The sequence below is a fragment of the Streptomyces caeruleatus genome (genome assembly GCF_001514235.1).
GTDB lineage: Bacteria > Actinomycetota > Actinomycetes > Streptomycetales > Streptomycetaceae > Streptomyces > Streptomyces caeruleatus.
In genome coordinates, this window is the sequence record NZ_KQ948933.1 from 1 (window position 1) to 26910 (window position 26910).

The 26910-nt window shown below is 71.2% G+C and carries 20 protein-coding genes; 7 read left to right on the forward strand and 13 right to left on the reverse strand.

The features are described from left to right. Positions 1-32: 32 nt before the first annotated feature. Complete coding sequence (locus AQJ67_RS27945; protein ID WP_062722088.1) at positions 33-647, reverse strand: hypothetical protein; 615 nt, start codon at positions 645-647, stop codon at positions 33-35. A 119-nt stretch (positions 648-766) separates the two neighbouring features. After that, positions 767-2224 carry an adenosylhomocysteinase gene (ahcY, locus tag AQJ67_RS27950; RefSeq protein WP_062722089.1) on the reverse strand — a complete coding sequence of 486 codons (1458 nt, stop codon included), beginning with the start codon at positions 2222-2224 and terminating at the stop codon, positions 767-769. 471 nt (positions 2225-2695) lie between these two features. Here ahcY and AQJ67_RS27955 point away from each other — a divergent pair, with 471 nt between their 5' ends. Next, complete coding sequence (locus AQJ67_RS27955; RefSeq protein ID WP_062722090.1) at positions 2696-4891, forward strand: fructose-specific PTS transporter subunit EIIC; 2196 nt, start codon at positions 2696-2698, stop codon at positions 4889-4891. Between the two features lie 115 nt (positions 4892-5006). Next, positions 5007-5678, forward strand: a complete 672-nt coding sequence (gene lepB, locus AQJ67_RS27960; RefSeq protein ID WP_079056220.1) for a signal peptidase I — start codon at positions 5007-5009, stop codon at positions 5676-5678. A 106-nt stretch (positions 5679-5784) separates the two neighbouring features. Here the strand turns inward: lepB and AQJ67_RS27965 are convergent, their stop codons facing one another. From AQJ67_RS27965 to AQJ67_RS27990, 7 genes are all read right to left on the reverse strand, one after another. Beyond that, complete coding sequence (locus AQJ67_RS27965; protein WP_062722091.1) at positions 5785-6768, reverse strand: cation diffusion facilitator family transporter; 984 nt, start codon at positions 6766-6768, stop codon at positions 5785-5787. 149 nt (positions 6769-6917) lie between these two features. After that, positions 6918-8069 carry a mannose-6-phosphate isomerase, class I gene (gene manA / locus AQJ67_RS27970; RefSeq protein WP_062722092.1) on the reverse strand — a complete coding sequence of 384 codons (1152 nt, stop codon included), beginning with the start codon at positions 8067-8069 and terminating at the stop codon, positions 6918-6920. Between the two features lie 130 nt (positions 8070-8199). Next, positions 8200-9327 carry an SIS domain-containing protein gene (locus AQJ67_RS27975; RefSeq protein WP_062722093.1) on the reverse strand — a complete coding sequence of 376 codons (1128 nt, stop codon included), beginning with the start codon at positions 9325-9327 and terminating at the stop codon, positions 8200-8202. A 270-nt stretch (positions 9328-9597) separates the two neighbouring features. Further along, the gene (locus AQJ67_RS45680; protein WP_007382472.1) at positions 9598-9768 is read right to left on the reverse strand and encodes a Trm112 family protein; all 171 of its coding nucleotides are present in this window, start codon (positions 9766-9768) and stop codon (positions 9598-9600) included. Positions 9769-10125: 357 nt separating this feature from the next. Beyond that, complete coding sequence (locus AQJ67_RS27980; RefSeq protein ID WP_062722094.1) at positions 10126-11493, reverse strand: phosphomannomutase/phosphoglucomutase; 1368 nt, start codon at positions 11491-11493, stop codon at positions 10126-10128. A gap of 107 nt (positions 11494-11600) precedes the next feature. Next, a complete protein-coding gene (locus AQJ67_RS27985; protein ID WP_062722429.1) occupies positions 11601-13217 on the reverse strand; it encodes an L-lactate permease in 1617 nt (538 codons plus the stop codon). A gap of 276 nt (positions 13218-13493) precedes the next feature. Further along, complete coding sequence (locus AQJ67_RS27990; RefSeq protein ID WP_030053098.1) at positions 13494-13871, reverse strand: DUF3499 domain-containing protein; 378 nt, start codon at positions 13869-13871, stop codon at positions 13494-13496. A gap of 343 nt (positions 13872-14214) precedes the next feature. On the opposite strand from AQJ67_RS27990, the gene AQJ67_RS27995 reads away from it, so the two are divergent. Next, the gene (locus AQJ67_RS27995) at positions 14215-14658 is read left to right on the forward strand and encodes a metallopeptidase family protein (RefSeq protein ID WP_107123000.1); all 444 of its coding nucleotides are present in this window, start codon (positions 14215-14217) and stop codon (positions 14656-14658) included. Positions 14659-14684: 26 nt separating this feature from the next. Here the strand turns inward: AQJ67_RS27995 and AQJ67_RS28000 are convergent, their stop codons facing one another. The 3 genes from AQJ67_RS28000 to AQJ67_RS28010 form a co-directional block, all read right to left on the reverse strand. After that, a complete protein-coding gene (locus AQJ67_RS28000) occupies positions 14685-16220 on the reverse strand; it encodes a DUF5719 family protein (RefSeq protein ID WP_062722096.1) in 1536 nt (511 codons plus the stop codon). Next, positions 16217-19867: a glycosyltransferase family 2 protein gene (locus AQJ67_RS28005; RefSeq protein ID WP_079056221.1), complete on the reverse strand. Its 3651-nt coding sequence runs from the start codon at positions 19865-19867 to the stop codon at positions 16217-16219. Before AQJ67_RS28005 ends, AQJ67_RS28000 begins: the two co-directional genes overlap by 4 nt. Before the next feature lie 300 nt (positions 19868-20167). After that, positions 20168-20431 (reverse strand): WhiB family transcriptional regulator, encoded by a 264-nt coding sequence (locus tag AQJ67_RS28010; RefSeq protein ID WP_003975777.1) that lies wholly within the window; start codon positions 20429-20431, stop codon positions 20168-20170. 648 nt (positions 20432-21079) lie between these two features. On the opposite strand from AQJ67_RS28010, the gene AQJ67_RS28015 reads away from it, so the two are divergent. The 4 genes from AQJ67_RS28015 (at position 21080) to AQJ67_RS28030 (ending at position 25163) form a co-directional block, all read left to right on the forward strand. Continuing rightward, on the forward strand, positions 21080-21586 hold the full coding sequence (locus tag AQJ67_RS28015) for a cysteine dioxygenase (protein ID WP_062722098.1): 507 nt from the start codon (positions 21080-21082) through the stop codon (positions 21584-21586). 33 nt (positions 21587-21619) lie between these two features. Continuing rightward, the gene (gene cofD / locus AQJ67_RS28020; RefSeq protein ID WP_062722099.1) at positions 21620-22579 is read left to right on the forward strand and encodes a 2-phospho-L-lactate transferase; all 960 of its coding nucleotides are present in this window, start codon (positions 21620-21622) and stop codon (positions 22577-22579) included. Then, positions 22576-23886 carry a coenzyme F420-0:L-glutamate ligase gene (locus AQJ67_RS28025; RefSeq protein ID WP_062722100.1) on the forward strand — a complete coding sequence of 437 codons (1311 nt, stop codon included), beginning with the start codon at positions 22576-22578 and terminating at the stop codon, positions 23884-23886. The genes cofD and AQJ67_RS28025 overlap by 4 nt, the downstream gene beginning before the upstream one ends. 275 nt (positions 23887-24161) lie before the next feature. After that, on the forward strand, positions 24162-25163 hold the full coding sequence (locus AQJ67_RS28030) for a DNA-3-methyladenine glycosylase family protein (RefSeq protein WP_062722430.1): 1002 nt from the start codon (positions 24162-24164) through the stop codon (positions 25161-25163). A 449-nt stretch (positions 25164-25612) separates the two neighbouring features. Here the strand turns inward: AQJ67_RS28030 and manB are convergent, their stop codons facing one another. Beyond that, complete coding sequence (gene manB / locus AQJ67_RS28035; protein ID WP_062722101.1) at positions 25613-26695, reverse strand: mannose-1-phosphate guanylyltransferase; 1083 nt, start codon at positions 26693-26695, stop codon at positions 25613-25615. Positions 26696-26910: the final 215 nt, after the last annotated feature.

Below are 26910 nucleotides of genomic sequence, written 5' to 3' on the forward strand. Positions count from 1 at the left end.
GGCCCCTTCCCCAGCTGAGGCGTGCCGAGCGCTCAAACGAACGTCGACGGCGGCGAGTCCAGGTCTTCCAGCTCGATGCCCGGTGCGGCGAGGACGACGTCGCCGGCGATGTGTACGGCGTGCTGCTCGCCCGTGTCCAGGGCTGTGACCTGGTATTCGTCCACGGCCAGGGGGCCGTTGTCAGTGGCGTGTGTTTGTCTGTTCACCAAGGCCCAGGACTGGTCCACGGTGCGCGGGGCCAGGACCGGGTCCGTGAGGGCCACGAGGCGTACGCGGGTTGCCGAGTCGGAAGGGGTGAGGCGTAGGAGACGAGTGGTGGCGATGAGGAACGCGGGGGACATCCCGGTGAAGGCGTGGGCGCGCACGTTGCCTTCCGTGGCATGAGTCCCGGTGGGGTCGGTACGGACCCACGTGACGCCGTCGAGGGCGGCGCCGCGTACCTGCCAGCCACCTGCGTGGAGTTCGAGCCTGAGAGGGCGGCCGAGTTCGTCCAGGGTGAGGTCGACGGAGCCGCTGTGATCGCCCGCGGGGGTGGTCAGCTGGGAGACGTAGCGCCAGCCGGAAGGGCCGGGGGCGCAGTGGAAGTGCTCTTCTGCGAGGGGGGTGTGATCGTGCGGATCATGGAGCGAATAGCGGCCGCGGGGCATCGGGGTCCTGGATCTTGATGGCTCTGGGTGGCGCGTGGGCCGGCTGAAGGTGCCGCACGGCCAAAGGGGCAGGCCCCCGACACGGGGGTGCGGGGGCCTGCCTTGGAGGTCTGCTCGACTCAGTAGCGGTAGTGGTCCGGCTTGTACGGGCCCTCGACCTCTACGCCGATGTACGCGGCCTGCTCGGGGCGGAGCTTCGTCAGCTTCACGCCGAGCGAGTCCAGGTGGAGGCGCGCGACCTTCTCGTCCAGGTGCTTGGGCAGCGTGTAGACGCCGGTCGGGTAGGCGTCCGGCTTGGTGAACAGCTCGATCTGGGCCAGGGTCTGGTCCGCGAAGGAGTTGGACATCACGAAGGACGGGTGACCGGTGGCGTTGCCGAGGTTCAGCAGGCGGCCCTCGGACAGGACGATGAGGACCTTGCCGTCGGGGAACGTCCAGGTGTGGACCTGCGGCTTGACCTCGTCCTTGACGATGCCGGGGACCTTGGCGAGGCCGGCCATGTCGATCTCGTTGTCGAAGTGGCCGATGTTGCCGACGATCGCCTGGTGCTTCATCTTGGCCATGTCCGAGGCCATGATGATGTCCTTGTTGCCGGTCGTGGTGATGAAGATGTCGGCCTTGTCGATGACCTCGTCGAGGGTCGTGACCTGGTAGCCGTCCATCGCCGCCTGGAGGGCGCAGATCGGGTCGATCTCGGTGACGATCACGCGGGCGCCCTGTCCGCGCAGGGATTCCGCGCAGCCCTTGCCCACGTCGCCGTAGCCGCAGACGACCGCGGTCTTGCCGCCGATCAGGACGTCGGTGGCGCGGTTGATGCCGTCGATCAGGGAGTGGCGGCAGCCGTACTTGTTGTCGAACTTCGACTTGGTGACGGCGTCGTTCACGTTGATCGCCGGGAACAGGAGGACGCCGTCGCGCTGCATCTCGTACAGGCGGTGGACGCCCGTCGTGGTCTCCTCGGTCACGCCGCGGATCTCGGAGGCGAGCTGGGTCCACTTCTGCGAGCCGTCGGTGATGGTGCGGTGCAGGAGTTCGAGGATGACGCGGTGCTCGTCGGACTCGGCGGTGTCGACGGAGGGGACCTTGCCGTCCTTCTCGTACTCGACGCCCTTGTGGACGAGGAGGGTGGCGTCACCGCCGTCGTCGAGGATCATGTTCGGGCCGCCGGTGGGGCTGTCCGGCCAGGTCAGGGCCTGCTCCGTGCACCACCAGTACTCCTCCAGGGTCTCGCCCTTCCAGGCGAAGACCGGGACGCCCTGGGGGTTGTCCACGGTGCCGTTCGGGCCGACGGCGATGGCGGCGGCCGCGTGGTCCTGGGTGGAGAAGATGTTGCAGGAGGCCCAGCGGACCTGAGCGCCGAGGGCGACCAGGGTCTCGATGAGGACGGCGGTCTGCACGGTCATGTGCAGGGAGCCGGTGACGCGGGCGCCGGCCAGCGGCTGCGTCTCGGCGTACTCCTTGCGGATCGCCATCAGGCCGGGCATCTCATGCTCGGCGAGGGTGATCTCCTTGCGGCCGAAGTCGGCCAGGGAGAGGTCGGCGACCTTGAAGTCCTGTCGGTTCTCGACAGTCGTCATTACGAGCTGCTCCTCGGGGTTCGGGTCGAGGGTGGGTACGGCTGGTCTGCGCGGCGGCGGACACAGGGGTGCCCGAAGAGGACACAGGCATGCCCGCGTGCGCGCAGCGCAGTCCGTCGGAGGCCCTCTCTCCCTCGGCCGGTCCGTGTCGGGACCGCCCGACCGCCATCAGCAGCGACGTCTGGCTCTGTCCCAAGCTACACCGGGAGGCCCGGCCGTCCCCAGTCCGCCTTCGAAGAGATCGCGCCATCCATCGGGCTCACGGGGCCTCGTGGTGGGGCTTCGGGCGGGGGCGATAGCGGGACACCAACGAAGGGCGTACAGGAGGTGGCAGAGCAGGACGTTGTGGGGCAATCGGGCCTTTGAGTCTGGGGCGGGGTGGTGCAGGATGCCCGGAGATCTGAACAACCGATCGATCTTGCGGGGCGTCCGGGACGGCGTTCCGTGTGACAAAGGCGTTAGGAGATCGACGTGACAAGTCCGGCCGGCCCTCCCCCCACGGGCGGCGGCAGTGGCGAGCAGAAGCGGTTGAAGCTGCTCGCGGTGACCGCGTGCCCGACCGGCATCGCCCACACGTACATGGCGGCTGAGAAGCTCGCGCAGGCTGCCGAGAGCCGCGGGATCGACATGAAGGTGGAGACGCAAGGATCCATCGGGGCTGAAAACGTCCTCGATGACAACGATGTCAAGCACGCTGACGGCGTCATCGTCGCAGCGGACAAGGACGTGGACCTGAGTCGGTTCGCGGGCAAGCGGGTGCTGACCGTCGGGGTGGCGGAGGGTATTCGTCACCCTGAGCAGCTGATCGAGCGGGTGTTGTCGGCGCCCGTGCACACGGGAGGGGGCGCCCCCACGGCGTCCACTGGCGGTGGCGGCAGGGAGCGGAGCGTCGGGTACAAGGCGCTGATGAACGGGGTCAGTTACATGATCCCGTTCGTCGTGGTCGGTGGGCTGCTGATCGCGATCTCGCTCTCACTCGGCGGGCACACCGACCCGTCGGGCGGTCTGGTCATCCCGAAGGACTCCTTCTGGATGGACATCAACAACATCGGCGTCATCGGCTTCACGCTGATGGTGCCGATCCTGTCGGGCTACATCGCGTACGCCATCGGGGACCGGCCCGCGCTCGTGCCCGGCATGATCGGTGGCTGGATCGCCAACACCGGTGAGCTGTACGGCTCCAAGGCGGGCGCCGGGTTCATCGGGGCGATCGTGACCGGGTTCCTCGCCGGGTATCTGGTGCTGTGGATCAAGAAGGTCAAGGTCCCGAAGTTCGCGCAGCCGATCATGCCGATCATCGTGATCCCGATCGTGGCGACGACCGCGCTCGGGCTGTTCTTCATCTACGTCATCGGGAAGCCGATCTCCTGGGTGTTCGAGCACCTGACCAGCTGGCTCAGCGGGATGACGGGGACGAGCGCGATCCTGCTGGGGGCGATTCTCGGGCTGATGATCGCGTTCGACATGGGTGGGCCGGTCAACAAGACGGCGTTCCTGTTCGGCGCAGGGCTCATAGCGACCGGCAACCAGACGGTCATGGGCATGTGCGCGGCGGCGATCCCGGTCATGCCGTTGGGGCAGGGCCTCGCCACGCTGATACGGAAGCGGCTGTACACCGAGCAGGAGCGGGAGACCGGGCTCGCCTCGCTGTTCATGGGGTGCTTCGGCATCTCCGAGGGCGCGATCCCGTTCGCGGCGGCGCGGCCCGCGCAGGTCATCCCGGCCAACATGCTGGGCGGCGCGGTGGCCGGTGCCGTCGCCGGGGTCGCCGGCGTCGAGGACGCGGTGCCGCACGGCGGGCCGATCGTGGCGGTGCTGGGCGCGGTGAGCGGGGTGCCGATGTTCTTCGTGGCCGTGGTGATCGGCACGGTCGTCACCGCGCTGACCACGGTCGCCCTGGTCGACCTGAGTGAGCGCAGGCGGCGTGGGGAGGCCGTCGGTGACATCGGCGCTGCCGGGCCCGAGCCGGTGCTCGTCGGGGTGGGTGCCGGAGCGCCGGTCGCCGGTGGTGTTGTGGCGCAGCGGACCGCCGTACGCGAGTCGGGGGCGGGGACCGACGCGGGTGCGTCCCCGGCGGACCGCGAGGAGCGCGAGGAGCGCGAGGCACGAGAGGAGTCCGAGGCGTCCCTGGCATCCGTAGAGCCCCTGGAGTCCCTGGAGTCCGAGGAGAAGGCCGGCGGTGCTCCGGTCTCGGAGAGTGCTGTCGGCGAGGTTCTCTTTTCCGGCTACCTCACACAGCAGACGGTGAAGGTGCAACTCCTCGCGGACGACAAGGAGTCGGCGATCCGGGAGATGAGTGAGCTGCTGGCCCGTACCGGCAAGGTCGCCGATGTCGACGAGTTGGTGGCGACCGCGTTGCGGCGGGAGGCGCAGGGGACGACCGGGCTCGGGGAGGAGATCGCGATTCCGCATGCCAAGACGGATGCGGTGACGGCGCCGGTGGTCGGATTCGCGCGGTCCGCGGAGGGCGTCGAGTGGGGCTCGCTGGACGGTACGACGGCGAGGCTGGTCTTCATGATCGCCGTACCGGAGGCGGCCGCGGGTGACGAACATCTGCGGATTCTGGCGCTGCTGTCGCGGAAGTTGATGGACGCCGGGTTCCGGGAGCGGCTGCTGGCGGCCGATGACGAGCGGGCGGTGCTGGGGGTGCTGAGCGAGATCCAGTAGCCGAGGTAGCCGAAGTGGGGGTCCGCGGTCATCACGCCGTGGGCCCCCACGGACGGTTCACGGACGGGCGTTACTCTCGTCCGCCGCGGATGTACCGCGTGGGGAGGGAGTGGCGATGGAGCAGGCGCGAAGACTCGTGGTCACGGCGTGGGTGGTGGGTCTGCTGGGACTGGTGCTCGTCGTCGGGTCCCTGATGTGGCTGCGTACGGGATACGTGCTGTCCACCGTGTCGGGCGAGAGCATGAAGCCCACGTACACGGTGGGAGATCGGATCGTCGTCGAGCGTGTCGGTGGGGACGAGCTGAGGCGGGGCGACGTGGTGCTTTACACGGCACCGACCCGCTACGGCGGCGGATTGGGTGTCGTACAGCGCGTCATCGGTGTCGGCCGGGACCGGGTGGTCTGCTGCGAAGACACGGGCACGGCGCGCGAGCGGATCACCGTCAACGGGAAGCCGCTCAGGGAGTCGTACGTGAACCACGGCGTCGCCGACGGCTTGCATCGGGCGTACGACGTGAAGGTGCCCGATGGCCGGCTGTTCGTGCTCGGTGACAACCGGACGAACTCGCGCGATTCGCGCCTCTTCCCCGAGGACCACGGCGGGACGGTGCCCGTCGGGGCGGTCGTGGGCCGGGTGACCGACAGCTCTGCGATGCCGTTGCTGCTCGCCGGGTCCACCCTGCTCGGGGTTCTGCTGGCGGTCGTCGGGATCGTGTTCGGGTTCGCGGCGCGGAGCGTACGGCGGCGGCCGGCGGCTCAACTGGTTTTGTGGCCCGAGCATTTGTGATCGGATCCGAAGGGCCCACGGACAGAAGTGATCGGGCCGAAGGGCACGGACGGAGGACGGGGCCCGCCGAATCGCTCGGCGGGCCCCGTCGGGGTCGTACGCGTTTTCAGTGCTCGGTGCCGTGCGGCGCGGCCGGTCCGCCGGGGGTCGCCTCGCGGTCGGCGCCCTTGGCTGCCTCGGCCTCGCTGTAGATGTCGGGCTCGAGGTAGATGACGCGCGCGATGGGGACGGCCTCGCGGATGCGGGCCTCTGCGGCGTTGATGGCGGAGGCGATCTCGGTGGCCGTGTCGTCGTGCCGGACGGCGATCTTGGCGGCGACCAGGAGCTCCTCGGGGCCGAGGTGGAGCGTGCGCATGTGGATGATGCGGGTGACGGTGTCGCCGTCGACGATGGCGGCCTCGATCTTCGTGGTCTCCTCGGTGCCCGCGGACTCACCGAGCAGCAGCGACTTGGTCTCGATGGCGAGAACGACCGCGATCAGGACGAGCAGGATGCCGATGCAGATCGTGCCGATGCCGTCCCAGACGCCGTCGCCGGTGATCAGCGCCAGGCCCACGCCGCCCAGGGCGAGGACCAGGCCGACCAGCGCGCCGAGGTCCTCCAGGAGGACGACGGGCAGCTCGGGCGCCTTGGCGTGGCGGACGAACTCCTTCCAGGACTTCCGGCCCCGCAGGACGTTCGACTCCTTGATGGCCGTACGGAAGGAGAAGGTCTCGGCGATGATCGCGAAGACGAGGACGCCGACCGGCCAGTACCAGTGCTCGATCTCGTGCGGGTGCTTGATCTTCTCGTAGCCCTCGTAGAGGGCGAACATGCCGCCGACGGAGAACAGGATGATCGAGACGAGGAAGGCGTAGATGTAGCGCTCGCGGCCGTAGCCGAAGGGGTGTTGCGGCGTCGCCTCGCGCTGGGCCTTCTTGCCGCCGACCAGCAACAGGGCCTGGTTGCCGGAGTCCGCGAGCGAGTGCACGCCCTCGGCGAGCATCGACGAGGAGCCGCTGAACGCGAACGCCACGAACTTCGATGCCGCGATGGCGAGGTTGGCGGCCAGTGCCGCCACGATCGCCTTGGTACCGCCTGACGCGCTCATGTGTCGCGTTGTCCCTTCACCTACGGAGCCTTCGGAGCCGCTGAGCCTACGGAGCTCGGCTTTGCCCGTCCTTTGCCGGTGGGCCATTGTTGCAGCCCGGTCCGACAGCGGCGCGCCGGGTCGTCAGATGCCCTCGGTCAGGCGACGACTCAGGCGACGACCGTGGCCCGGAAGACCGTACCGGCACCGGACACTTCGGCCTTTTCGCCCGCCGGTACGAAGACCGACCGGCCGGGCGTCAGTTCGTGCTCGCCGGCGCGGACGGTGCCCGCCGTGCAGAGCAGGATCTGCGGGGTCGGGCGGGTGAGGTCGTGGGCGGCTGTGCCCTCCGGGAGGACGTACCGGGACAGCCGGAACTCGTCGATCGGGGTCTCGTAGACCTCCTCGCCGTCCGGGGCGGCCTCGGGGCGCAGCACGCCCGGGTCGCTCGGCTCGAAGCGGACGATGCGCAGGAGTTCGGGGACGTCGACGTGCTTGGGGGTGAGGCCGCAGCGCAGGACGTTGTCGGAGTTGGCCATGATCTCGACGCCGAGGCCGTTCAGGTACGCGTGCGGGATGCCGGCGCCGAGGAACAGGGCCTCGCCGGGCTGGAGACGGACGTGGTTGAGCAGCATGGCGGCGATGACGCCGGGGTCGCCCGGGTAGTGGTGGGCGATGTCGGCGTACGGGGCGTAGTCGCCGCCGAGGCGGGTGCAGGCGGTGGCGGCCTCGGTGACGGTACGGGCCATGTCGGCCGGGTCGGCGGTGAGGATCGCGGTGAGCACCTCGCGCAGGGCCGCGTCCTCGGGATGGGCGTGCAGCAGGTCGACGTACGGCTTGAGGGAGTCGACGCCGAGGCCGTCGAGGAGGTCGGCGGCCTGGAGGGGGTCGCGGAAGCCGCACAGCCCGTCGAACTCGGTGAGCGCGCAGATCAGTTCGGGCTTGTGGTTGGCGTCCTTGTAGTTGCGGTGGCCGGCGTCCACGGGGATGCGCCGGTGCTCCTCGTCCGCGTAACCCTCCTTCGCCTGCTCCAGGTTGGGGTGCACCTGCAGGGAGAGCGGGGCGCCGGCGGCGAGGATCTTGAGCAGGAAGGGCAGACGGGGGCCGAACTTCGCCACGGCGGCGGCGCCCAGCTCGCGCTCCGGGGCCGCCTCGATGACCTCGACGAGCGTCCCGCGCGCGGTGCGCGAGGGTGCGCCGGGGTGCGCGCCCATCCACATCTCCGCCTGCGGTTCGCCGGTCGGCTCGACGCCGAGGAGCTCCGGGATCGCGGTGGTGGAGCCCCAGGCGTAGGGGCGGACGGTGTTGTCGAGGCGGTCCATGCGGGTGTCTGCCTGCTCTCTGCGGATCGAGTACGACTACGACGGCTTCTCTTCGTGGAGAACGCCGGTTCGCCTTGTGTACGGCTGTCGGTTCCTCTGCCGTACGGCAGCCGGGGCGTCCTGAGACAGATCAGGCTCCCGAGGCGAGCGCCAGGTAAACGGCGGCGAAATCCGTGATGGCGATCAGTTCCGCGAGGGTCTCCAGCTCGCCGCCGGGTTCCGGTTCCAGTTCGCTGATCGGCGTGTCATGGCTCAGGGCCAGGTCGCGGGCCGCGGGCGCGGCGGTGAGGCCGCCCAGGGGGCGGTCGCGCAGCAGCACCACGCGCGCGTGCAGGGCGGGTGGCTCCTCCACGCGGTCGCGGAAGAAGTCCTCGGGGTCGGCGCTCGCCGCGAGCTTGCCCGCCAGCAGGGCGTTGTGCGAGGCGAGCGCCTCGGGCAGCTCGGCGACGACGGCGGGGTGACCGGAGAGCTCGGCGAGCGCGGCGGCGAAACGGCGGCCCGCCGGGCCCGCGGAGACGCCCTCGGTCCAGATCAGCGGGAGCGCGTCGGCGAGTTCCGCGGCCAGGGTCTTGGCAGGGTTGCTGTAGGTCGCGATGGCGGGGCCGCAGCGCTCGGCGATGTGGTCGAGACGGTCGGCGACCTTCTCCAGGGCGTCCGGAGGGGCGGTGAGCATGCCGGTGCGGTCGAGGAGCGCCAGGAGCGGGGTGAGCAGGGCCCACAGCACGCCGGGGGCGGAGGCGGCGAGGGCCTCGTCCTGCTCGTACGGGGTGGTCGCCATCGGCACGAACAGGCCGTGGTTGTTGTGCACCGCCTCGGTGAGCGGGGAGCCCGCGGGAGCCACGGCGACGACCGTGCAGCCTCGGCGGTAGGCCTGCTCGGCGAGCAGGGACAGGCCCGGCTCGGTGCCGTCGGGGGTGGTGATCAGCAGGAGGTCCACGGAACCGGCCCAGCCGGGCAGTTCCCAGCGCAGGGCGCCGGCGGCGGGGGCGACGCCGGCCGGGGCCAGCCGGGTGACGGGGCTGGTGGCGCCGGCGAGCGTGCCGAGGAGGTCGGCGACGCAGATCGCGGCGGTGCCGGGGCCCGCGAGGATGATGGCGCGCGGGCGGCCGTCGGGTTTGAGGTCGTGGACGCCTGCCTCGGCGGCGTGCCGGGCGGCTGTGCGGACGCGGGCGCCGGCTTCGGCCGCGCCTCGCAGGAGGGCACGGCGGTCGGCCTCGGCGAGCGCCTTCGGCGTGTCCAGCAGCGATTCGTCGAGCATGGGCGGCAGCCTCCGATCGCCGGTCGTCTTGGGGCGGGTTCTGCGCGGGTGGGGTGCTGAGGGGCTTTGCTCGGGCGCGGGGTTCTTGTTCGGTTGCGCGGGTCGTCTTTTGACGGTGGCCTTGTGCGCTGCCGACTGGCCTTTGTCGGGTGACGGTGGCCTTGTTCGTCGTCGGTTGCCGGTGACTTGTACGACTGCCGTTGTCGCGTCGGCAGGCGGGCGGTCGTCGGAGCCGTGCCGGTGCCGGTCGTCGTACGTCGCGGATGCGTGTTACGCGGGGCGGCGGGCCTCGTCGACGAGCAGGACGGGGATGCCGTCGCGGACGGGGTACGCGAGGCCACAGTCCTGGCCGGTGCAGATCAGCTCGGTGTCCTGCTCCTTGAGGGGGGCGTGGCAGGCCGGGCAGGCGAGGATCTCCAGGAGGCCGGCTTCCAGCGGCATGGTTGGTCCCTTCTGGGGCGGGTGGGGTGGTACGTGCGCGTGTGCGGATGTGCCTGGTCAGCGTACCGCCGGTGGGGGCGGGGTGCCGGGGTTGGGCGGCGTTGTGGTCGCCGTCGGGGATTTCGCCCCCGCTGCCCCTACCCGTCCCATCCTTGAAGGGGCTCCGCCCCTTCGACCCCGCCAGGGGGCTTCGCCCCCTGGACCCCCTATCGGCCTTCGGCCTCGTCCTCAGACGCCGGACGGGCTGGGAGGGCCCGGCGTCCAGAGGGGCCGCGGGCGGCTTGACAGGTAGATCCGGGCCCGGAAAGCCCGCCTGTTCTCGAACGGCCGACCAGGCAGAACGCCTGAGCGTCGCCGTCAGGCTCTGATGATCCCCAGTACCTCGTCCCGCACCTTGGCCATCGTCGCCTCGTCCCGGGCCTCCGCGTTGAGGCGGAGGAGGGGTTCGGTGTTGGAGGGGCGGACGTTGAACCACCAGTCGGTGGTGGTGACGGTGAGGCCGTCGAGTTCGTCGAGGGTGACGCCGGCCTGGGGGCCGTAAGTGGCCTTGATGGCGGCGAGGCGGTCGGCCTGGTCGGTGACGGTGGAGTTGATCTCGCCGGAGCCGGTGTAGCGGTCGTACTGGTCCACCAGGGCGGACAGGGGGCCGTCCTGGCCGCCGAGGGCCGCTAGGACGTGGAGGGCGGCCAGCATGCCCGTGTCGGCGTTCCAGAAGTCCGCGAAGTAGTAGTGGGCGGAGTGCTCGCCGCCGAAGATGGCGCCGGACTTGGCCATCTCGGCCTTGATGAAGGAGTGGCCGACGCGGGTGCGGACCGGGGTGCCGCCGTTCTCCTTGACGACCTCCGGGACCGACCAGGACGTGATCAGGTTGTGGATGATCGTGCCCTTGCCGCCGTGCTTGGCGAGCTCGCGCGAGGCCACCAGGGCGGTGATGGCGGACGGCGAGACGGGATTGCCGTTCTCGTCGACGACGAAGCAGCGGTCGGCGTCGCCGTCGAAAGCGATGCCGAGGTCGGCGGATTCGTCCCGGACGCGCTTTTGGAGGTCCACGATGTTGGCCGGGTCGAGCGGGTTCGCCTCGTGGTTCGGGAAGGTGCCGTCCAGCTCGAAGTACATCGGGACGACGTCGAGCGGGAGGCCGCCGAACACGGTCGGGACCGTGTGACCGCCCATGCCGTTGCCCGCGTCCACCACGACCTTCAGGGGGCGGATGGAGGTCAGGTCGACGAGGGAGCGGAGGTGGGTCGCGTAGTCCTCCAACGTGTCGCGTCGGGTGATCGTTCCCGTGCGCGCTGCCGGGGCCGGGGCACCCGACTCCATCCAGCCCTCGGCCAGCTCACGGATCTGCGCGAGGCCGGTGTCCTGGCCGACCGGGGCCGCGCCCGCGCGGCACATCTTGATGCCGTTGTACTGGGCCGGGTTGTGCGAGGCCGTGAACATCGCGCCCGGGAGGTTCAGCGCGCCCGAGGCGTAGTACAGCTGGTCCGTGGAGCACAGGCCGATCTCGGTGACGTCGACGCCCTGGGCCGCGGCGCCGCGCGCGAAGGCGCCGGCCAGGCCGGGGGACGAAGGGCGCATGTCGTGACCGATGACGATCGCGCTCGCGCCCGTCACCTCGACGAAGGCGGCCCCGAAGAGCTCGGCCAGTGACTCGTCCCACTGGTCCGGGACGACCCCGCGCACGTCGTACGCCTTCACGAGCTGTGACAGATCAGCCACGGCCAACCCTCCTGAAAGTCCTATCGGTCACCCCAAACTACCCGTCCCCACTGACAGCGGGACCTGCGGCCACTCACTGGACCCCGAGACGTAACCTCAGGTCAGCGCGGAGATCAGGGCAGCATCCAGTCCAGCACCGGGGAGCTCTGGCCGACCACGAGCAGGCACATGACCAGCAGCAGGCCCAGGCTCCACGGCAGGACCCGCCGCAGCAGGTCCCCCTCCCGGCCCGCGAGCCCCACGGCGGCGCAGGCGATGGTGAGGTTCTGCGGCGAGATCATCTTGCCGAGCACACCACCTGAACTGTTGGCGGCGGCCAGGAGTTCCGGCGACAGCCCCGACTCCCGGGCCGCGGTGACCTGCAACGCGCCGAACAGCGCGTTGGCCGAGGTGTCCGACCCGGATACGGCCACACCGAACCAGCCAAGCACCGGGGAGAGGAAGGCGAGCCCGGCGCCGGCGGCGGCCACGAAGTAGCCGATGGTGGCGGCCTGGCCGGAGAGGTTCATGACGTACGCGAGGGCCAGCACGGACGTCACCGTCAGGATGGCGAACCTCAACTCGCGTACGGTCGCGCCCCACTCCCTGACGGCCACGCGCGCGTGCACGCCGAGAACGAACGCCGTGCATACGCCCGCTATCAGCACGAGCGTGCCGCCGGTGGACACGATCGGCCAGCTGAAGACGTTCCCGCCGACCGGCTCCCCGTCCGGGTTCGCGACGTTCAGGAAGGGCCAGTCGTACGTCTGAGTCGCCTTGGCGAGCCAGTCCTTGACCACCGGGATCTGCGCGACGGAGAAGATCACGACGATCAACGCGTACGGCGCGTAGGCCCGTACGACCTCCGGCCGCGGATCGTCCTCGTCCAACTCCTCACTCCGCGCGCCGGTCAGCACGGACGCGCGTACCGCCTCGGTGGCGGGCACACGCGCGTGCGGTACGGCGACCAGGGCGCCGGCGCCGGCCAAGGCGGCGCCGATGTCGGCGAGTTGCGCGGAGATGTAGTTGGAGGCAGCGAACTGGGCGACGGCGAAGGAGAATCCGCAGACGAGGGCGGGGACCCAGGTCTCCCGCAGTCCGCGCCGTCCGTCCACGAGCCCGACCAGCACGAGCGGCACGACCAGGGCCAGCAAGGGCGTCTGACGCCCCACCACGGAGGCCACGTCGTCCAGTGGCAGCCCGGTGACCTGAGCCAGCGTCACCACCGGCGTGCCCATCGCACCGAAGGCCACCGGCGCGGTGTTGGCGACCAGGGCGACGACCGCCGCCCGCACCGGTTCGAAGCCCAGCGCGACGAGCATGACCGAGCAGATCGCGACGGGCGCCCCGAACCCGGCGAGCGCCTCCAGCAGGGCCCCGAAGCAGAAGGCGACGACGAGCGCCTGGATGCGCGGGTCGTCGGAAAGCCGCCCGAAGGACCTGCGCAGGATGTCGAAGTGCCGGGTGTGGACGGTCATCCGGTACACCCACAGGGCGTTGACGACGATCCACAGGATGGGGAACAGCCCGAAGACGGCGCCCTGGACGGCGCTGGAGAGCGTCTGGTCGAGCGGCATGCCGTAGGCGAGCCAGGCGACCAGAACGGCCGCCAGAAGTCCTGTGAGCCCCGCCAGGTGCGCTCTCATCCGGACCCCGCCCAGCAGGACGAGGACGATCACGAGCGGCAGCGCGGCCACGAGGGCGGACAGGCCGAGCGAGTCGGCGACGGGTTCCAGTTCCTGGACGTACACGGGCGCCTCCCCGGTTTCCGTCATGCGGAAAGCGATTTCTCGTTCCGGCATACGGAATGGTCGTGTCCGCGACAAGTTCCCGTCAATGGCTGTGCGTCATTCAACGAGACGAACGCGGGAGACGGAGACGAACAGGCGAGAAGCGCGCGCGGGAGAGCGGGGAGAGCAGGGAGAGCGGGAGGAGGAGGCGATCCGGCTGTCAGGTGTCCAGCGACGATCCGGTCGCCAGGCGTCGGCGCCGATTCGGTCGCCAGGTGTCCGGCGCCGATTCGGTCGTCAGTTGTCCGGCGAGCGCAGCACCCGCAGATGCCCCCGCCGCGCGACCTCCATCGGGTCGGCCCCACGGCCACCGCCCCCGCCGGCCTGGGCCGCCCGCTCCTGCGGACGGGCCGCCTCGCGCACGGCGTTGGCAAGCGCTTCCAGGTCGTCGCCGCTGGGGCGGGCCGGAGCCGAGCCGTCCAGCAGCCTCACGACCTCCCACCCGCGCGGGGCGGTGAGGCGCTCGGAGTGCTCGGCGCACAGGTCGTAGCAGTGGGGTTCGGCGTAGGTGGCGAGCGGGCCGAGGACCGCGGTCGAGTCGGCGTAGACGTACGTCAGCGTCGCGACGGCGGGGCGGCCGCAAGCGGTGCGCGAACAGCGACGTACAGGGCTCACGACGTTGGACGGTACCGCACTCTTGAGCGGGCCGCGACGACTCTCCCCCAGGTCACTCCACCGTGTCGTGCTGTGAATCACCCCACACACCCCTTCTGTCCCAACTCGCTGACCTGCAAGGAAGCCTGCCTCCGAGATCCCGAACATCCCTGGGGCCGGTCACCACTCATCACAAACCACGTCAATTACCTCGCCGATGACGGTCTCGGAGAGATACGGAAACGAGCCCAACCTTGGCTGGAATGGTCATCTGCCGACATGCCGTACGAGCGGCCGAACGCCACCCCTGCCACGACATGGGTATCGGACAGGCGGAGGCCACGAGGACTACGCTTCAGCAGTGATGGACACCCCTGTACCGCCCCGTGCCGCCGGCCCCGGGCCCCGCCGCCGTGATCGCCACGGGCGGGGCATGCGCGGCCCGATCGCACCGCCCCAGGTCCCGCTGGCCGCGAGCCGTGCCGACGTCTTCGCCGACCTGGTGCAGGACTCCGTGGAACGCCTCGAACGCCGCTGGCCGCAGCTGGCCGACATCGATTTCCTCGTCCTGGAAGTTCCCCGTCTGGACGGCCGGACCTGGAACGACGAGGCGGTCCCCCTCGGCGGCACGATTCCCGCGCGCGAGGGGCGCCCGGGACGGGTGGTCATCTACCGTCGGCCGGTGGAGATCCGCACGAAGGGGCGGGACGAGCGGGCGGCACTGGTCCACGAGGTGGTCGTGGAACAGGTGGCGGAGCTGCTGGGCCTGACCCCCGAGACGGTCGACCCCCGCTACGGCGAGGACTGACGACCCGGGCCCGCCGGGACCACCGCCTACTTCTGGAGCACCGAAAGGTCCTCGTCCGCCTCCGGCACCGCCACCATCCCCCGGTCGTCCGGCAGCGTCTGCACGGTGAAGCCGGACACGCCTTCCGTCGTCGCCACCAGCGTCCGCGACGCGTACACCGGTCCGCCCGACACCGACTCCACCGTCAGCGCGTACGTGCCCTTCAGGCCGCTCGGCGCCGGAATCTCCAGGTCCTGGGTGGTGCCGGACTTGATCGTGTACGTCTTCGAGGTCGCCGTACCGCTCTCGCTGCCCGCCGACGCCGTGACCTTGACCTGCGCCGTGCGGAACGGCGCCGTCACGGACAACGTCGTGCCCTTCGCGCTGTTGTCCACCGCCGTCGCGCGCGCGCCGACCGGGCGGCTCGCGGGTATGAAGGCCGTCTCCTGCTTGGCTCCCTTGCCGCGCACCACGCGCAGCGCCGCGACGACCGGCACCGACTGGTCCGTGGGTGTCAGGACCAGTGACCCCGTCTCGCCCCGCATCACGTCGCCGAGATCGACCGCACTCGTCATACCTGCCTTGACGTGCAGCGTCTCGTTCCCGGCCGGGGTGATCGGTCCGGACGGCGAGGCGAGGCGCACCTTCAGGTCCGCGTCGGCGTCGCCCGGGGTGAAGACGACCAGCCGCACCGACGTGGCGTCCTTCGGGATGCCGGGCAGCACCAGACTGGCCGCGGGGTCGGCGGACGCTGCCAGCCAGTCCCCGCCGAGCTTGTCGTCCAGCGCCTGCACCGACGCCCCGAGCCGCCCGCTGCGCACACTCACGTGCACGGTCACGTTGTCCTGCTTCTCGCCGGTCAGCGTGGAGAGCAGGATCGGCTCGCCGGAGTGCGGCTGGACCGTGATCCCCTCCCCCGCCGTGCTCTCGATCGCGCCGTCCTTGCCGTAAAGATCGATGTCGACGACGGCGGCGGAGTCGTCGGGGTTGGTCAGATGGACGTAGTCCGTGCGGTCGGGGGCCGTGCTGGCGCCCGGGAACCAGAACTCGGTGTCGGGGGCGGTGCAGTTGACGCCCTGGAGACCCCGGCCGGTGCCCGCGGCGACCTCCGTGGTCTCCTGCACGGTCCAGCCGGGCGCGAACTGTCCGTCGGCGGTCCCGATCAGTGCCGGTGAGTCGGCCCCGGACGCGTCGCCGATGACCGGCCTGCCCGGCTCCTTGGCCTCCAGGACCGGCTTGTCGGCCTTCGCTGTCTTGTCGGACTTCCCGGCCTTGCTCGCGTCGTCGGCCTTCTTGCCCTTGCCGTCCGCCGTGGCGGCCGACTCCTGCGCCGCGGACCGCAGTTCCGCCTTGCCGTCACTCCCCGTGCCCTTGGTGACGGGCGTGAACGACGTGTACGTCGTCTCGGCGAGGTCCGAGGTGCTCGGCGCCGGGCAGAGCAGGCTGGTGCGCTCCACGGGCAGCTCGGCGGCCGCCTTGGCGGTGTTCGCGCCGGACGCGTCCGGCGTGGTGAGCGCCGCGAGCCCGGTGACGGCGGCGAGGGCGGTGCCGCCGGCGATCAGGGACAGGGTCGTGCGGTTCACTGCTGGCTCCCGTCGGAACGCTCACTGCCGTGCGGTTGCTGCTGCGCCGGGTCGTACGTGCCGTCGTAACCCTGCTGGTACGTCTGGTCGTACGAGGAGTCGTACGACCCCGTCGGGGCCTGCCCCCCGTACGCGTACGGGTCGTACTGGCCGCCCTGGTACGGATCCGCCTGGTACGTCTGGTCGTAGGCGCCGCCCGCCGGGTACTGCTGGCCGGGCTGGTACTGGTCGCCGCCGTAGCCGCCGTATCCGGCGCCCGCGTGACTGGGCGTTTCCCACTCGCCGTAGGACTGCTGCTGCGGAATCGCGGCGGCGGGCGCCTCCGTCGGCGGGGGCGGGAAGTCGCCGCCCTGACCGGTCTCCTCGGCCTCGGCCTGGGCACGCAGCCGGCGGGCGCGGCGGCCCTCGCCGGCCATGGCCTCGGCCGGGACGGGTTGCTCCTCGGGCAGGTCGTCGTCGATGTCGCGGCGGCGGCCGGGAAGGGCCATCACGACGAGGACGAGGGCGAGGAAGCCCTGGGCCCACAGCCAGGCGGTGTGGGCGATCGGGTCGTCGTAGGTGACGTCCAGCCTGCCGCCCTCGGTGGGGAGCTCGAAGCCCTGGGCCCAGCCGTCGAGTGTGGTCGGCGTGAGCGGCTTGCCGTCCAGGGTTGCCGTCCAGCCGTCGTCGGCGCTGTCGGCCAGGCGCAGGACACGCCCGTCGGAGCCGCCCGGGATCGTGGTGTGGATCTCCGTGGGCCCGGCGGCGACGGACCGGGACTCGGCCGAGTCGGCCCCGGCGACGATGGCGGCGCGGGACACCTGCCGGTCGATCCGCCACAGCGCGCTGCCGTTCTGCTCGCTCAGCCGCGACAGTCCCGGCGTGGCGTCCAGCACGCGCGTGACCTCGCGCGGGGCGCCCTTGTGGACGAGGACGTAACGCACCGCGAACGCGCCCAGTTGGTCGGCCTGGTCGGCGCCGGAGCCGGCGACGAGGTTGGCGACGATCTTGTCGAGCTTGGCGTTCTCCCCGTCCGCCGCGGCGAGTTCGGCGTCGCCGAGGCGGGCGCCGGAGCCGCGCACGAGCATGTAGCCGACGTGGGCCGGGGAGTCGCTGTCGAGGACGAGGGTGCGGGCCTGGTCGCGGGTGTTGCTGTCCTCGGCGACGAACGCGGGCACCTGCACCGGGTCGCGCCGCTCCAGCGGTCCGTCGGCGCCGCCGATCATCCAGCCGGCGGCCACGAGCAACGGTCCCGCGGCCGCGGCGAAGGCGATCAGCGCGGCGACCGGCTGACGCCAGCCGAAGCTCTGCTCGGCCACACGCGCGCGTGCGCCGTCGGCGCCGAGCAGGGCGGCCGCCAGGAGTGCGATGCCGTAGACGAGGGTCGCGGGGCCGGCCCAGGTGGAGCCGTTGGACAGGGCCGCGAAGACGAGGCCCACGAGGGCTACCGCCCAGGCCGTCCAGATTCCGAACTGGCGCTCGGAGCGCAGCAAGGCGGCGAGCGCGGCCAGGACGACGCCGATGAGCATCAGGCCGCTGACGGTGCCGGGGCCGCCGGGGCTGGCGCCGAGCAGGTCCAGCGCGGACGCGGCCGAGGGGCCGTACTCCAGACCGGCCTCCTGGAAGAAGCCGAACGGGAGCAACGACAGCGACCAGGGCGCGAGGACCAGCAGGGGGACGCCGAGCTGGGCCAGGAAGCGCAGGCCGTAGGCGGTGATGTCGGAGCGCCGCACCGCCAGGAGCCCGATTCCGAGGGCCAGCGCGATCGGCCACACGATCGGGGTGAAGGCCGTCGTGATCGTCAGCAGCAGGGCGTACGCCCAGGTGGCTCGCCAACTGCCGCGCGCACCGGAACTGTTCGTGAGGCCGCTCGCCGCGATGCCGGCGCGCGCGATGAGCGGCAGCAGGACGGCGAGGACGGCGGTGCCGAGACGGCCGCCCGCGAGCGCGCCGGTGGCGGCGGGCAGGAAGGCGTACACGACGGCCGCCCACGCGCGCAGGAGGCGGGACTCGACGAGCGGGCGGGAGGCGAAGTAGGCGGTGAGGCCGGCCAGCGGCACCGAGCAGACCAGCAGGACGGTGACCGCGAGCCCGGTCGAGCCCAGCAGCACCGAGGCGAGCATCGCCACGACCGCCAGGTAGGGCGGCGCGGACGTGGCGCCACCGGCACCCACCGGGTGCCAGGCGTCGACATAACGTGACCACAGCTCACCGGAGTCGGCCGGCGCGGGCAGCAGCGCGCCGCCCGCGAGCGCGCCGCCGCCGAGCAGGGCGCGGCAGGCGATCAGCGAGACGAACAGCAGCACCAGGAAGAGCACCGGGCCGGGCTTGCGGGCGACGCGCTTGAGGCGGGCGAACTGCTCGACCTCCAGGAAGTCGGCGTCGTCGCCGCCGGGCCCGGACTCGATGGCGCCGCCGTGCCGTCCCGCGCCCGCGGCCACCTCGGGGTCGGAGCTGCCGAAGAGGCTGCTCGCGGCCTGCTCGACGGTGGCCCGCACGGTCGCGCCGGGCGGTGGGAACAGGGCCCGCAGCTCGCCCTTGTCGATGACGGGGCTCCCGCGCCTGCGCCGTCCGGCGATGATCCGCTCGGGGCGCAGCAGGGTGCCGACCAGACCGCGGATCTCGTCGAGGGCCTGTCCGGGGACCTTGCCCACGAGGTAGGCCAGGGTCCGCAGGACCGTGCCGAGCACGAGGCGCAGCAGGACCCAGGGCAGCACGGCCGTACGGGTGTTGACGAGCAGGGTGTAGACGGCGCCCGCCTTGTCGACCTTGTGCGGGGAGGCGGCGGTGCGGCCCACGCAGTCGACGGTGCGGCGCTCGCGGGAGGACGCCTCGGCGTGTCGTACGACTGCCTCGGGGGCGACGAGGACGCGGTGGCCGGCGGCGGTGGCGCGCCAGCACAGGTCGACGTCGTCGCGCATCAGGGGCAGGCGGCGGTCGAAGCCGCCGAGTTGTTCGAAGACGTCGCGCCGGACCAGCATGCCGGCGGTGGACACGGAGAGCACGGACCGCACGTGGTCGTGCTGGCCCTGGTCCTGTTCACGGCGGTCCAGGCCGGTCCAGCGGCGGCCGGAGTTGGCGATGGTGACGCCGACCTCGAGGAGCTGTCGGCGGTCGTACCAGCCGCGCAGCTTGGGGCCCACTACGGCGACGTCGTCGCGGCCCAGTTCGTACTCGTTCTCCACGACGCGCAGCAGCTGGGCCAGGGCGTCGGGTTCGGGTGCGCAGTCGTCGTGCAGGAGCCACAGCCACTGCACCGGCTCCCCGTGCGGGAGTTCGGGCAGGTCGTAGGCGTCGTCGCGCCAGGTGCGCGTGACGGGGTCCCAGCCGCTCGGCCGCTTCAGATAGCTCAGCTCGTCCGGGGTGAGGACGGGGGCGGTGCGGTTGGCCTCCTCGACGGCCTGGCCGAACCCGGTGCGCCGGGCGAGGTGCAGCACCCGGTCGTCGCCGAGGGCCTCGGTGACCAGCTGCGCGGACTGGTCCGCGCTGCCGGTGTCGGCCGCCATGGCGAACTGGACGGGGCGCTCCTGGCCGAGCAGCCCGGCGAGCGCGTCGGGCAGCCAGCGGGCGCCGTCGTGGGAGACGAGGACCGCGGTCACCACATGACGCGGGAACTCAGGTGCGGCAGCGGAGTCGTGCTGGGCTGCCGGGTGGCTGTGCACGGACATCGAGGTACGGGCCCCGGTTCGATGGACTGCGGTGGACGCCCGTGCCCCGTGGGGACAGCGCGGCGTCTCGGACGAGCGACCACACTATCGGCTGGGCATCACGGCGGCCCGCCGCCTGTGGATAACCCACCTGCGACGGGCCGTTCGAAACATATTCGAGACGTATGTACGTGCGATGCGTAAGGACTGGGTGTGGGAGAACGCGCGCTTCAGCCCTGGCCGCTCGGGCCAGGTCGGGTCGGGCCACCGCTCGGTCCTGCGGCCCGGCCCGCCACGGCCGGACGTCCGGCCGGTGTGCCGTCAGACGGCGGCCTTCTTCAGACGGCGGCGCTCCCGCTCGGACAGACCGCCCCAGATGCCGAACCGCTCGTCGTTGGCGAGGGCGTACTCGAGGCACTCGGAGCGCACCTCACAGGCGAGGCAGACCTTCTTGGCCTCGCGGGTGGAGCCGCCCTTCTCGGGGAAGAAGGACTCGGGGTCGGTCTGGGCGCACAGCGCGCGCTCCTGCCAGCCGAGTTCCTCGTCCGCGTCGTCGACCAGCAGTTGCTGCACCAGCTCGGTCATGTGCGCCCCTCGTCTGTCTTTCGCGTCCCCGTGATGTAGCCGTTACCGATTTCGGCTGAACGACACGAGTGAAATTACAAGTGTGCTGCTCCGGGCGAGTCAAGCCGAGATCTGCTATTGAGCCCCTTATTCACTCTGCGGAACCAAGGCCTAGCGGAAAGTGTTCAAATCGGCATAAACCTTGACAAGCAGACGAGGCCCGGGAGGGTGTCCGACCCCGCTCAGAGCCTGTACGGAAAAGGACGCCCAGAAGTTCGATCTCGTTGCACACACGCGCAGAAGCGAACCGGATCACAGTCGGATCACAGGATCACAACGACGCTCGTGCGCCCGGTTGTGCGCCATGTGTCCCGGCCACCCCATGAACAAACCTTTCACCAAAGAGATGAACCGGATGAGGTGAAACATGTCCCACATAACGGGCGCCGAGTTGACACCCGAAGTGCAAACCGGTGTCCTTGTGGGCATGCTCGCGAACTCGGCACCCACCTCGACCCGCACCGCCGGGTCCCACGGTGCTGCCCGAGCTCGCTGTAGCTGTTGCTGTCCCAGCTGTTGAGTCACACCTGCTCCAGCTGACGGCCGAGCCACCCGCCTCTCGGCCTCCGTTCCCTCTGACCTTCCTTCACTGAGGAACCACCGCACCCCATGAACAGCGACAGCGACCTCCAGATCGCCGGCGACATCCTCGAAGTCCCGCACCTCCTCCAGACCCCGCGCGAGCACCCGGCCACCGTGGCCGAGTTCGTCGGCCTCGCCCGCTCCATCGCCGCCGACCGCTCGCAGTGGGAGCACCTCGTCCGCTACGACGCGACCACGCGCTGGTACCACCGGCTGCGCACCGGCCCGGGCTACGAGGTGTGGCTGCTGTCGTGGGTCCCCGGACAGGGCAGCGGCCTGCACGACCACGGCCGGTCCTCCGGCGTCCTGACGGTGCTGGACGGCACGCTGACCGAGCGCACGGAACGCGGCACGCGCGTGTTGGCGGCCGGCGCGCAGCGCGTCTTCGCGCCGGGATACGCGCACGAGGTGGCGAACGACGCGCTGGAGCCGGCGGTCAGCCTGCACGTCTACTACCCGGGTCTGACCGAGATGCCGATGCACACCTCGTCGGCCTGCGAGGCCCGTCCGGAGCCCCGCCCCGTGACTGCCTGACGCATTGTCGTACCCGCCTGCAAGACTGCTCCCATGCGCATTGTGGTTCTGGCAGGCGGCATCGGTGGTGCCCGGTTCCTGCGCGGTCTGAAGCGGGCCGTGCCGGACGCGGACATCACGGTCATCGGCAACACCGGGGACGACATTCACCTCTTCGGGCTGAAGGTCTGCCCGGACCTCGACACGGTGATGTACACGCTCGGCGGCGGCATCAACGAGGAGCAGGGCTGGGGCCGGGCCGACGAGACCTTCCATCTCAAGGAGGAGCTGGCGGCGTACGGCGTGGGGCCCGAGTGGTTCGGGCTCGGCGACCGGGACTTCGCCACGCACATCGTGCGGACGCAGATGATCGGCGCCGGATACCCGCTGAGCGCGGTGACCGAGGCGCTCTGCGACCGGTGGAAGCCGGGAGTCCGGCTCATCCCCATGACCGACGACCGCGTCGAGACACATGTCGCCGTCGATCTGGACGGCGAACGCCGGGCCGTCCACTTCCAGGAGTACTGGGTGCGGCTGCGGGCCTCGGTGCCGGCGGAGGCGATCGTGCCGGTCGGCGCGGAGCAGGCCAAGCCGGCGCCGGGCGTCCTGGAGGCCGTCGCCGCGGCGGACGTCATCCTCTTCCCGCCGTCCAACCCGGTCGTCTCGGTCGGCACGATCCTCGCCGTGCCCGGCATCCGCGAGGCCATCGCCGACGCCGGAGTGCCGGTCGTGGGGCTCTCCCCGATCGTCGGGGACGCGCCCGTGCGCGGGATGGCCGACAAGGTGCTCGCGGCGGTCGGCGTGGAGTCGACGGCCGCGGCGGTCGCCGAGCACTACGGCTCGGGACTCCTCGACGGCTGGCTCGTCGACACCGTGGACGAGGGCTCCGTGGAGCGGGTCGAGGCGGCCGGGATCCGCTGCCGGGCCGTGCCGCTGATGATGACCGACCTCGACGCGACCGCGCGGATGGCCCAGGAGGCGCTGACGCTGGCGGAGGAGGTGCGGGGAGCTTGAGCGAGGTGTCAGCCGACGGTTACCGGGTCTGGGCCGTCTCCGGGATTCCCGAGGTCCAGCAGGGCGACGACCTCGCCAAACTGATCGCCGCCGCCGAACCCGGCCTCGTCGACGGGGACGTCCTCCTCGTCACCTCGAAGATCGTGTCCAAGGCGGAGGGACGGATCGTCGAGGCGACGGACCGCGAGGCCGCCATCGACGCGGAGACCGTACGGGTCGTGGCGCGTCGCGGGGCCCTTCGTATCGTCGAGAACCGGCAGGGCCTGGTGATGGCCGCCGCCGGGGTCGACGCGTCCAACACCCCCGCCGGGACCGTGCTGTTGCTGCCCGAGGATCCGGACGCGTCCGCGCGGGCGATCCGGGAAGGCCTGCGGGATGCCCTCGGCGTCGAGGTCGGGGTCGTCGTCACCGACACCTTCGGGCGCCCCTGGCGCGCCGGGCTCACCGATGTCGCGATCGGCGCCGCCGGCATCCGCGTACTCGACGATCTGCGCGGGGGCACGGACGCGTACGGCAATCCGCTCAGTGCGACCGTCGTGGCGACGGCGGACGAGCTGGCCGCCGCCGGTGACCTGGTCAAGGGCAAGGCCGCCGGGCTGCCGGTCGCCGTCGTGCGCGGGCTGGCGAGCACGGTGACCGAGGACCACGGGGAGGGGGCCCGGGCCCTGGTGCGCGACGCGCGGGACGACATGTTCCGGCTCGGGACGTCGGAGGCCGTACGGGAGGCGGTGACCCAGCGGCGTACCGTACGGGCCTTCACGGACGAGCCCGTCGACGGCGGGGCCGTACGGCGGGCGGTCGCGGCGGCCGTCACCGCGCCGGCGCCGCACCACACCACGCCGTGGCGGTTCGTACTGCTGGAGTCGGAGGAGTCGCGGACGCGGCTGCTCGACGCCATGCGGGACGCGTGGATCGCCGATCTGCGGCGGGACGGCAAGAGCGAGGAGTCCATCGCCAAACGGGTGCGGCGCGGGGACGTGCTGCGCAACGCGCCGTATCTGGTGGTGCCCTGCCTCGTCATGGACGGTTCGCACACCTACGGCGACGCGCGGCGGGACGGGGCCGAGCGGGAGATGTTCGTCGTCGCCACCGGGGCCGGGGTGCAGAACTTCCTGGTCGCGCTGGCCGGGGAGCGGCTGGGTTCGGCGTGGGTGTCGTCGACGATGTTCTGCCGGGAGGTCGTGCGGGAGGTGCTCGGGCTGCCGGAGGACTGGGATCCGATGGGGGCGGTGGCGGTCGGGCATCCGGCGGAGGAGCCTCGGGCTCGGGCTGAGCGGGATGCCGGGGCTTTTGTTGAGGTTCGGTGACGGGGTGGGGTGACAGGGGTGCGGTGACGGGGGTCGGGTGACAGGGGTGCGGTGCAGGGGGCGGGTGACACGGGTGCGGTGACAGGGGGCGGTGCAGGGGTCGGGTGACACGGGTGCGGTGACAGGGGTGGGGGTGGGCCTACGCTCGTAGGGCGCCCGTTCGTGGGACGCCTGGTCGTAGGTCGCCGTTCGTAGGGCCCTTCCAGGGCATGTTCGTCGGCTCCTTTTCGGTACTCATACTCGTAGACCTCTTCGCATTCCTTAGGACCTCAGACGTGGCAGGACGTTTCGCTCCGCGACCCACGCGTACGACTGTGCGTGGTGGGCATGTCGCCGTGCCCGGGGGTGTGCCGCGGCAGGCTGTCGTGGCGGGGAAGGTGCGGACCGTCGTGCCGGACGGGCCGCTCGATCTGGGGCTGGTGCTGGGGCCGCTGAGGCGGGGGCCCGGGGATCCGACGTTCCGGGCTGTACCGGACGGGTCCGTGTGGCGGGCCTGTCGTACGCCTGCCGGGCCCGGGACGCTGCGGGTCGCCGTGCGCGGGGCCGAGGTGCGGGGCGAGGCGTGGGGGCCGGGGGCCGAGTGGCTGCTCGAACAGTTGCCGGAGTTGCTCGGGGCCGCCGACGATCCGTCCGTCTTCGTGCCGCGGCATCGGCTGGTGGCGGTGACTCGGCATCGGCGGCCGGGGCTGCGGTTGACGCGGACCGGGCTGGTGCTGGAATCGTTGATTCCGTCGATTCTGGAGCAGAAGGTCACGGCCGATGAGGCGTATCGGGCGTGGCGGTTGCTGGTGCGGAAGTTCGGGGAGCCGGCGCCTGGGCCCGCGCCGGAGCGGATGTGTGTGATGCCGGACGTGGAGACGTGGCGGTTGATTCCGTCCTGGGAGTGGCATCGGGCCGGGGTCGACAACAAGCGGGCGTCGACGATCTTGCGGGCTGTGCGGGTTGCTGCGCGGATGGAGGAGGCGGTTCGGATGTCTCCGGGGGAGGCGCAGGCTCGGTTGGAGGTTGTGCCGGGGGTTGGGCCGTGGACGTCTGCGGAGGTTGTGCAGCGTAGTCATGGGGCGGCGGATGCGGTGACTGTGGGGGATCTGCATCTGCCGGGGATCGTGGGGTGGGCGCTTGCGGGGGATCGGGATGCGGATGACTCCGTGATGCTGGAGTTGTTGGAGCCGTATGCCGGGCAGCGGCATCGGGCGGCTCGGTTGATTTTGTTGAGTGGGCGGGTGCCGGCGCGGCGGGCTCCGCGGATGCCTCGGGGGGATATCGGGCGGTTGTGAGGGCTTTTCTTCGCCCCCGCCGCCCCTACCCGTCCCATCCCTTGAAGGGGCTCCGCCCCTTCGACCCCGCCAGGGGGCTGCGCCCCCTGCACCCCCATCGGCCTGAACGGCCTCGTCCTCAAACGCCGGACGGGCTGGAAGTGCCCGGACCGGCGTAACACCCTGCGGGTGGGTGGGGGCTGGGGACGGCAAAGACTCGTCCTCGAACGCCGGACGGGCTGGGGGCCTGGGCGAAGCCCTCTGCGGGTGGGGACGGCAAAGACTCTTCCTTGGACGCCGGACCGGCTGGGGGGTCTGGGCGGCGAAGCACCCTGCGGTACGGCAATGGTCGCCCTCGAACGTCGGACGGGCTGGGGGTGCCTGGGCTGACGAAGCCCCTGGCGGTGGGGGCCAGGGACGGCGAAGGCTCGGTATCGGGGGTCGGGCGGGCTGAAAGTACCGGTGGTCTTTTACACGTCCGGTGAGAAGCGGAGCGCCCCCGCTGGGATTCTCGCGTCGCACCACACTCGGACGCCCTCCCGGAGTTCGTTGTCGGCGCCGATGATCGCGCCGTCGCCGATGACCGTGCCGGTGAGGACGGAGCGTTCGCCTACGCGGGCTCGGGTGCCGATGAGGGAGTCGGTGATGACGGCGCCGGGTTCGATGACGGCGCCGGGGAGGATGGTGCTGCCGAAGACGCGGGCGCCCTCGGCGACGAAGGCGCCCTCGCCGACCACGGTGCCGCCGGTGAGCTTGGCGTCGGGGGCCACGGTGGCCGTGGGGAGGATGAGGCGGTCGCCGCATCGGCCGGGGACGGCGGGGGACGGGGCGTGGCCGAGGACGAGGTCGGCCGAGCCGCGGACGAAGGCGGCGGGGGTGCCGAGGTCGAGCCAGTAGGTCGAGTCGACCATGCCCTGGAGGTGGGCTCCGGCGGACAGGAGGTCGGGGAACGTCTCGCGTTCCACGGAGACCGGGCGGCCCGCCGGGATCGTGTCGATGACCGACCGGCGGAAGACGTAGGCGCCCGCGTTGATCTGGTCGGTGACGATCTCCTCCGGGGTCTGGGGCTTCTCCAGGAAGGCCGTCACCCGGCCCGTCTCGTCCGTGGGGACCAGGCCGTACGCCCTCGGGTCCGTCACCTGGGTGAGGTGCAGGGAGACGTCCGCGCCCGTCGTCTCGTGCGTGCGGACCAGGGCCCTGATGTCCAGGCCGGTCAGGATGTCGCCGTTGAAGATCAGGACCGGGTCGTCGGGGCCGGAGTGGAGTCGGGAGGCCACGTTGCGGATCGCGCCGCCCGTGCCGAGGGGCTCCTCCTCCGTGACGTACTCCAGCCGGAGGCCGAGCGACGAGCCGTCGCCGAAGTACGGCTCGAAGACCTCGGCCAGGTACGACGTGGCCAGGACGATGTGGTCCACGCCCGCCGCTCTCGCTCTCGCCAACTGATGGGTGAGGAACGGAACCCCGGCCGCCGGAACCATCGGCTTCGGCGTGTGCACGGTGAGCGGACGCAGCCGAGTGCCCTTGCCGCCGACCAGGAGGATCGCTTCTGTCACCTGTCGTCTCTGCTTCCTGCCGGGACCGGCCGAACTGTCTTTCGGCCGGCCAGTGTATGCAGTCCGTTGTACGGCGCCTTCGACGGCAGTGCGGTACTTCGCGTTCCGCCCCGTGCCCCCCGTCGGCGGTGAATGTCATCCACCTGATCTGTGATCCACCCACCCCATCTTCCTGTCCCTGCCCTCCCCCTCCCGTCAACTCCCGTGGACTCCCA

Coding starts and splice junctions, on each gene's coding strand:
- AQJ67_RS27945 (WP_062722088.1), bottom strand. CDS start 647: ATGCCCCGCGGCCGCTATTCGCTCCATGATCCGCACGATCACACCCCC.
- ahcY (WP_062722089.1), bottom strand. CDS start 2,224: ATGACGACTGTCGAGAACCGACAGGACTTCAAGGTCGCCGACCTCTCC.
- lepB (WP_079056220.1), top strand. CDS start 5,007: ATGGAGCAGGCGCGAAGACTCGTGGTCACGGCGTGGGTGGTGGGTCTG.
- AQJ67_RS27965 (WP_062722091.1), bottom strand. CDS start 6,768: ATGAGCGCGTCAGGCGGTACCAAGGCGATCGTGGCGGCACTGGCCGCC.
- manA (WP_062722092.1), bottom strand. CDS start 8,069: ATGGACCGCCTCGACAACACCGTCCGCCCCTACGCCTGGGGCTCCACC.
- AQJ67_RS27975 (WP_062722093.1), bottom strand. CDS start 9,327: ATGCTCGACGAATCGCTGCTGGACACGCCGAAGGCGCTCGCCGAGGCC.
- AQJ67_RS45680 (WP_007382472.1), bottom strand. CDS start 9,768: ATGCCGCTGGAAGCCGGCCTCCTGGAGATCCTCGCCTGCCCGGCCTGC.
- AQJ67_RS27995 (WP_107123000.1), top strand. CDS start 14,215: ATGGACACCCCTGTACCGCCCCGTGCCGCCGGCCCCGGGCCCCGCCGC.
- AQJ67_RS28005 (WP_079056221.1), bottom strand. CDS start 19,867: ATGTCCGTGCACAGCCACCCGGCAGCCCAGCACGACTCCGCTGCCGCA.
- AQJ67_RS28010 (WP_003975777.1), bottom strand. CDS start 20,431: ATGACCGAGCTGGTGCAGCAACTGCTGGTCGACGACGCGGACGAGGAA.
- AQJ67_RS28015 (WP_062722098.1), top strand. CDS start 21,080: ATGAACAGCGACAGCGACCTCCAGATCGCCGGCGACATCCTCGAAGTC.
- cofD (WP_062722099.1), top strand. CDS start 21,620: ATGCGCATTGTGGTTCTGGCAGGCGGCATCGGTGGTGCCCGGTTCCTG.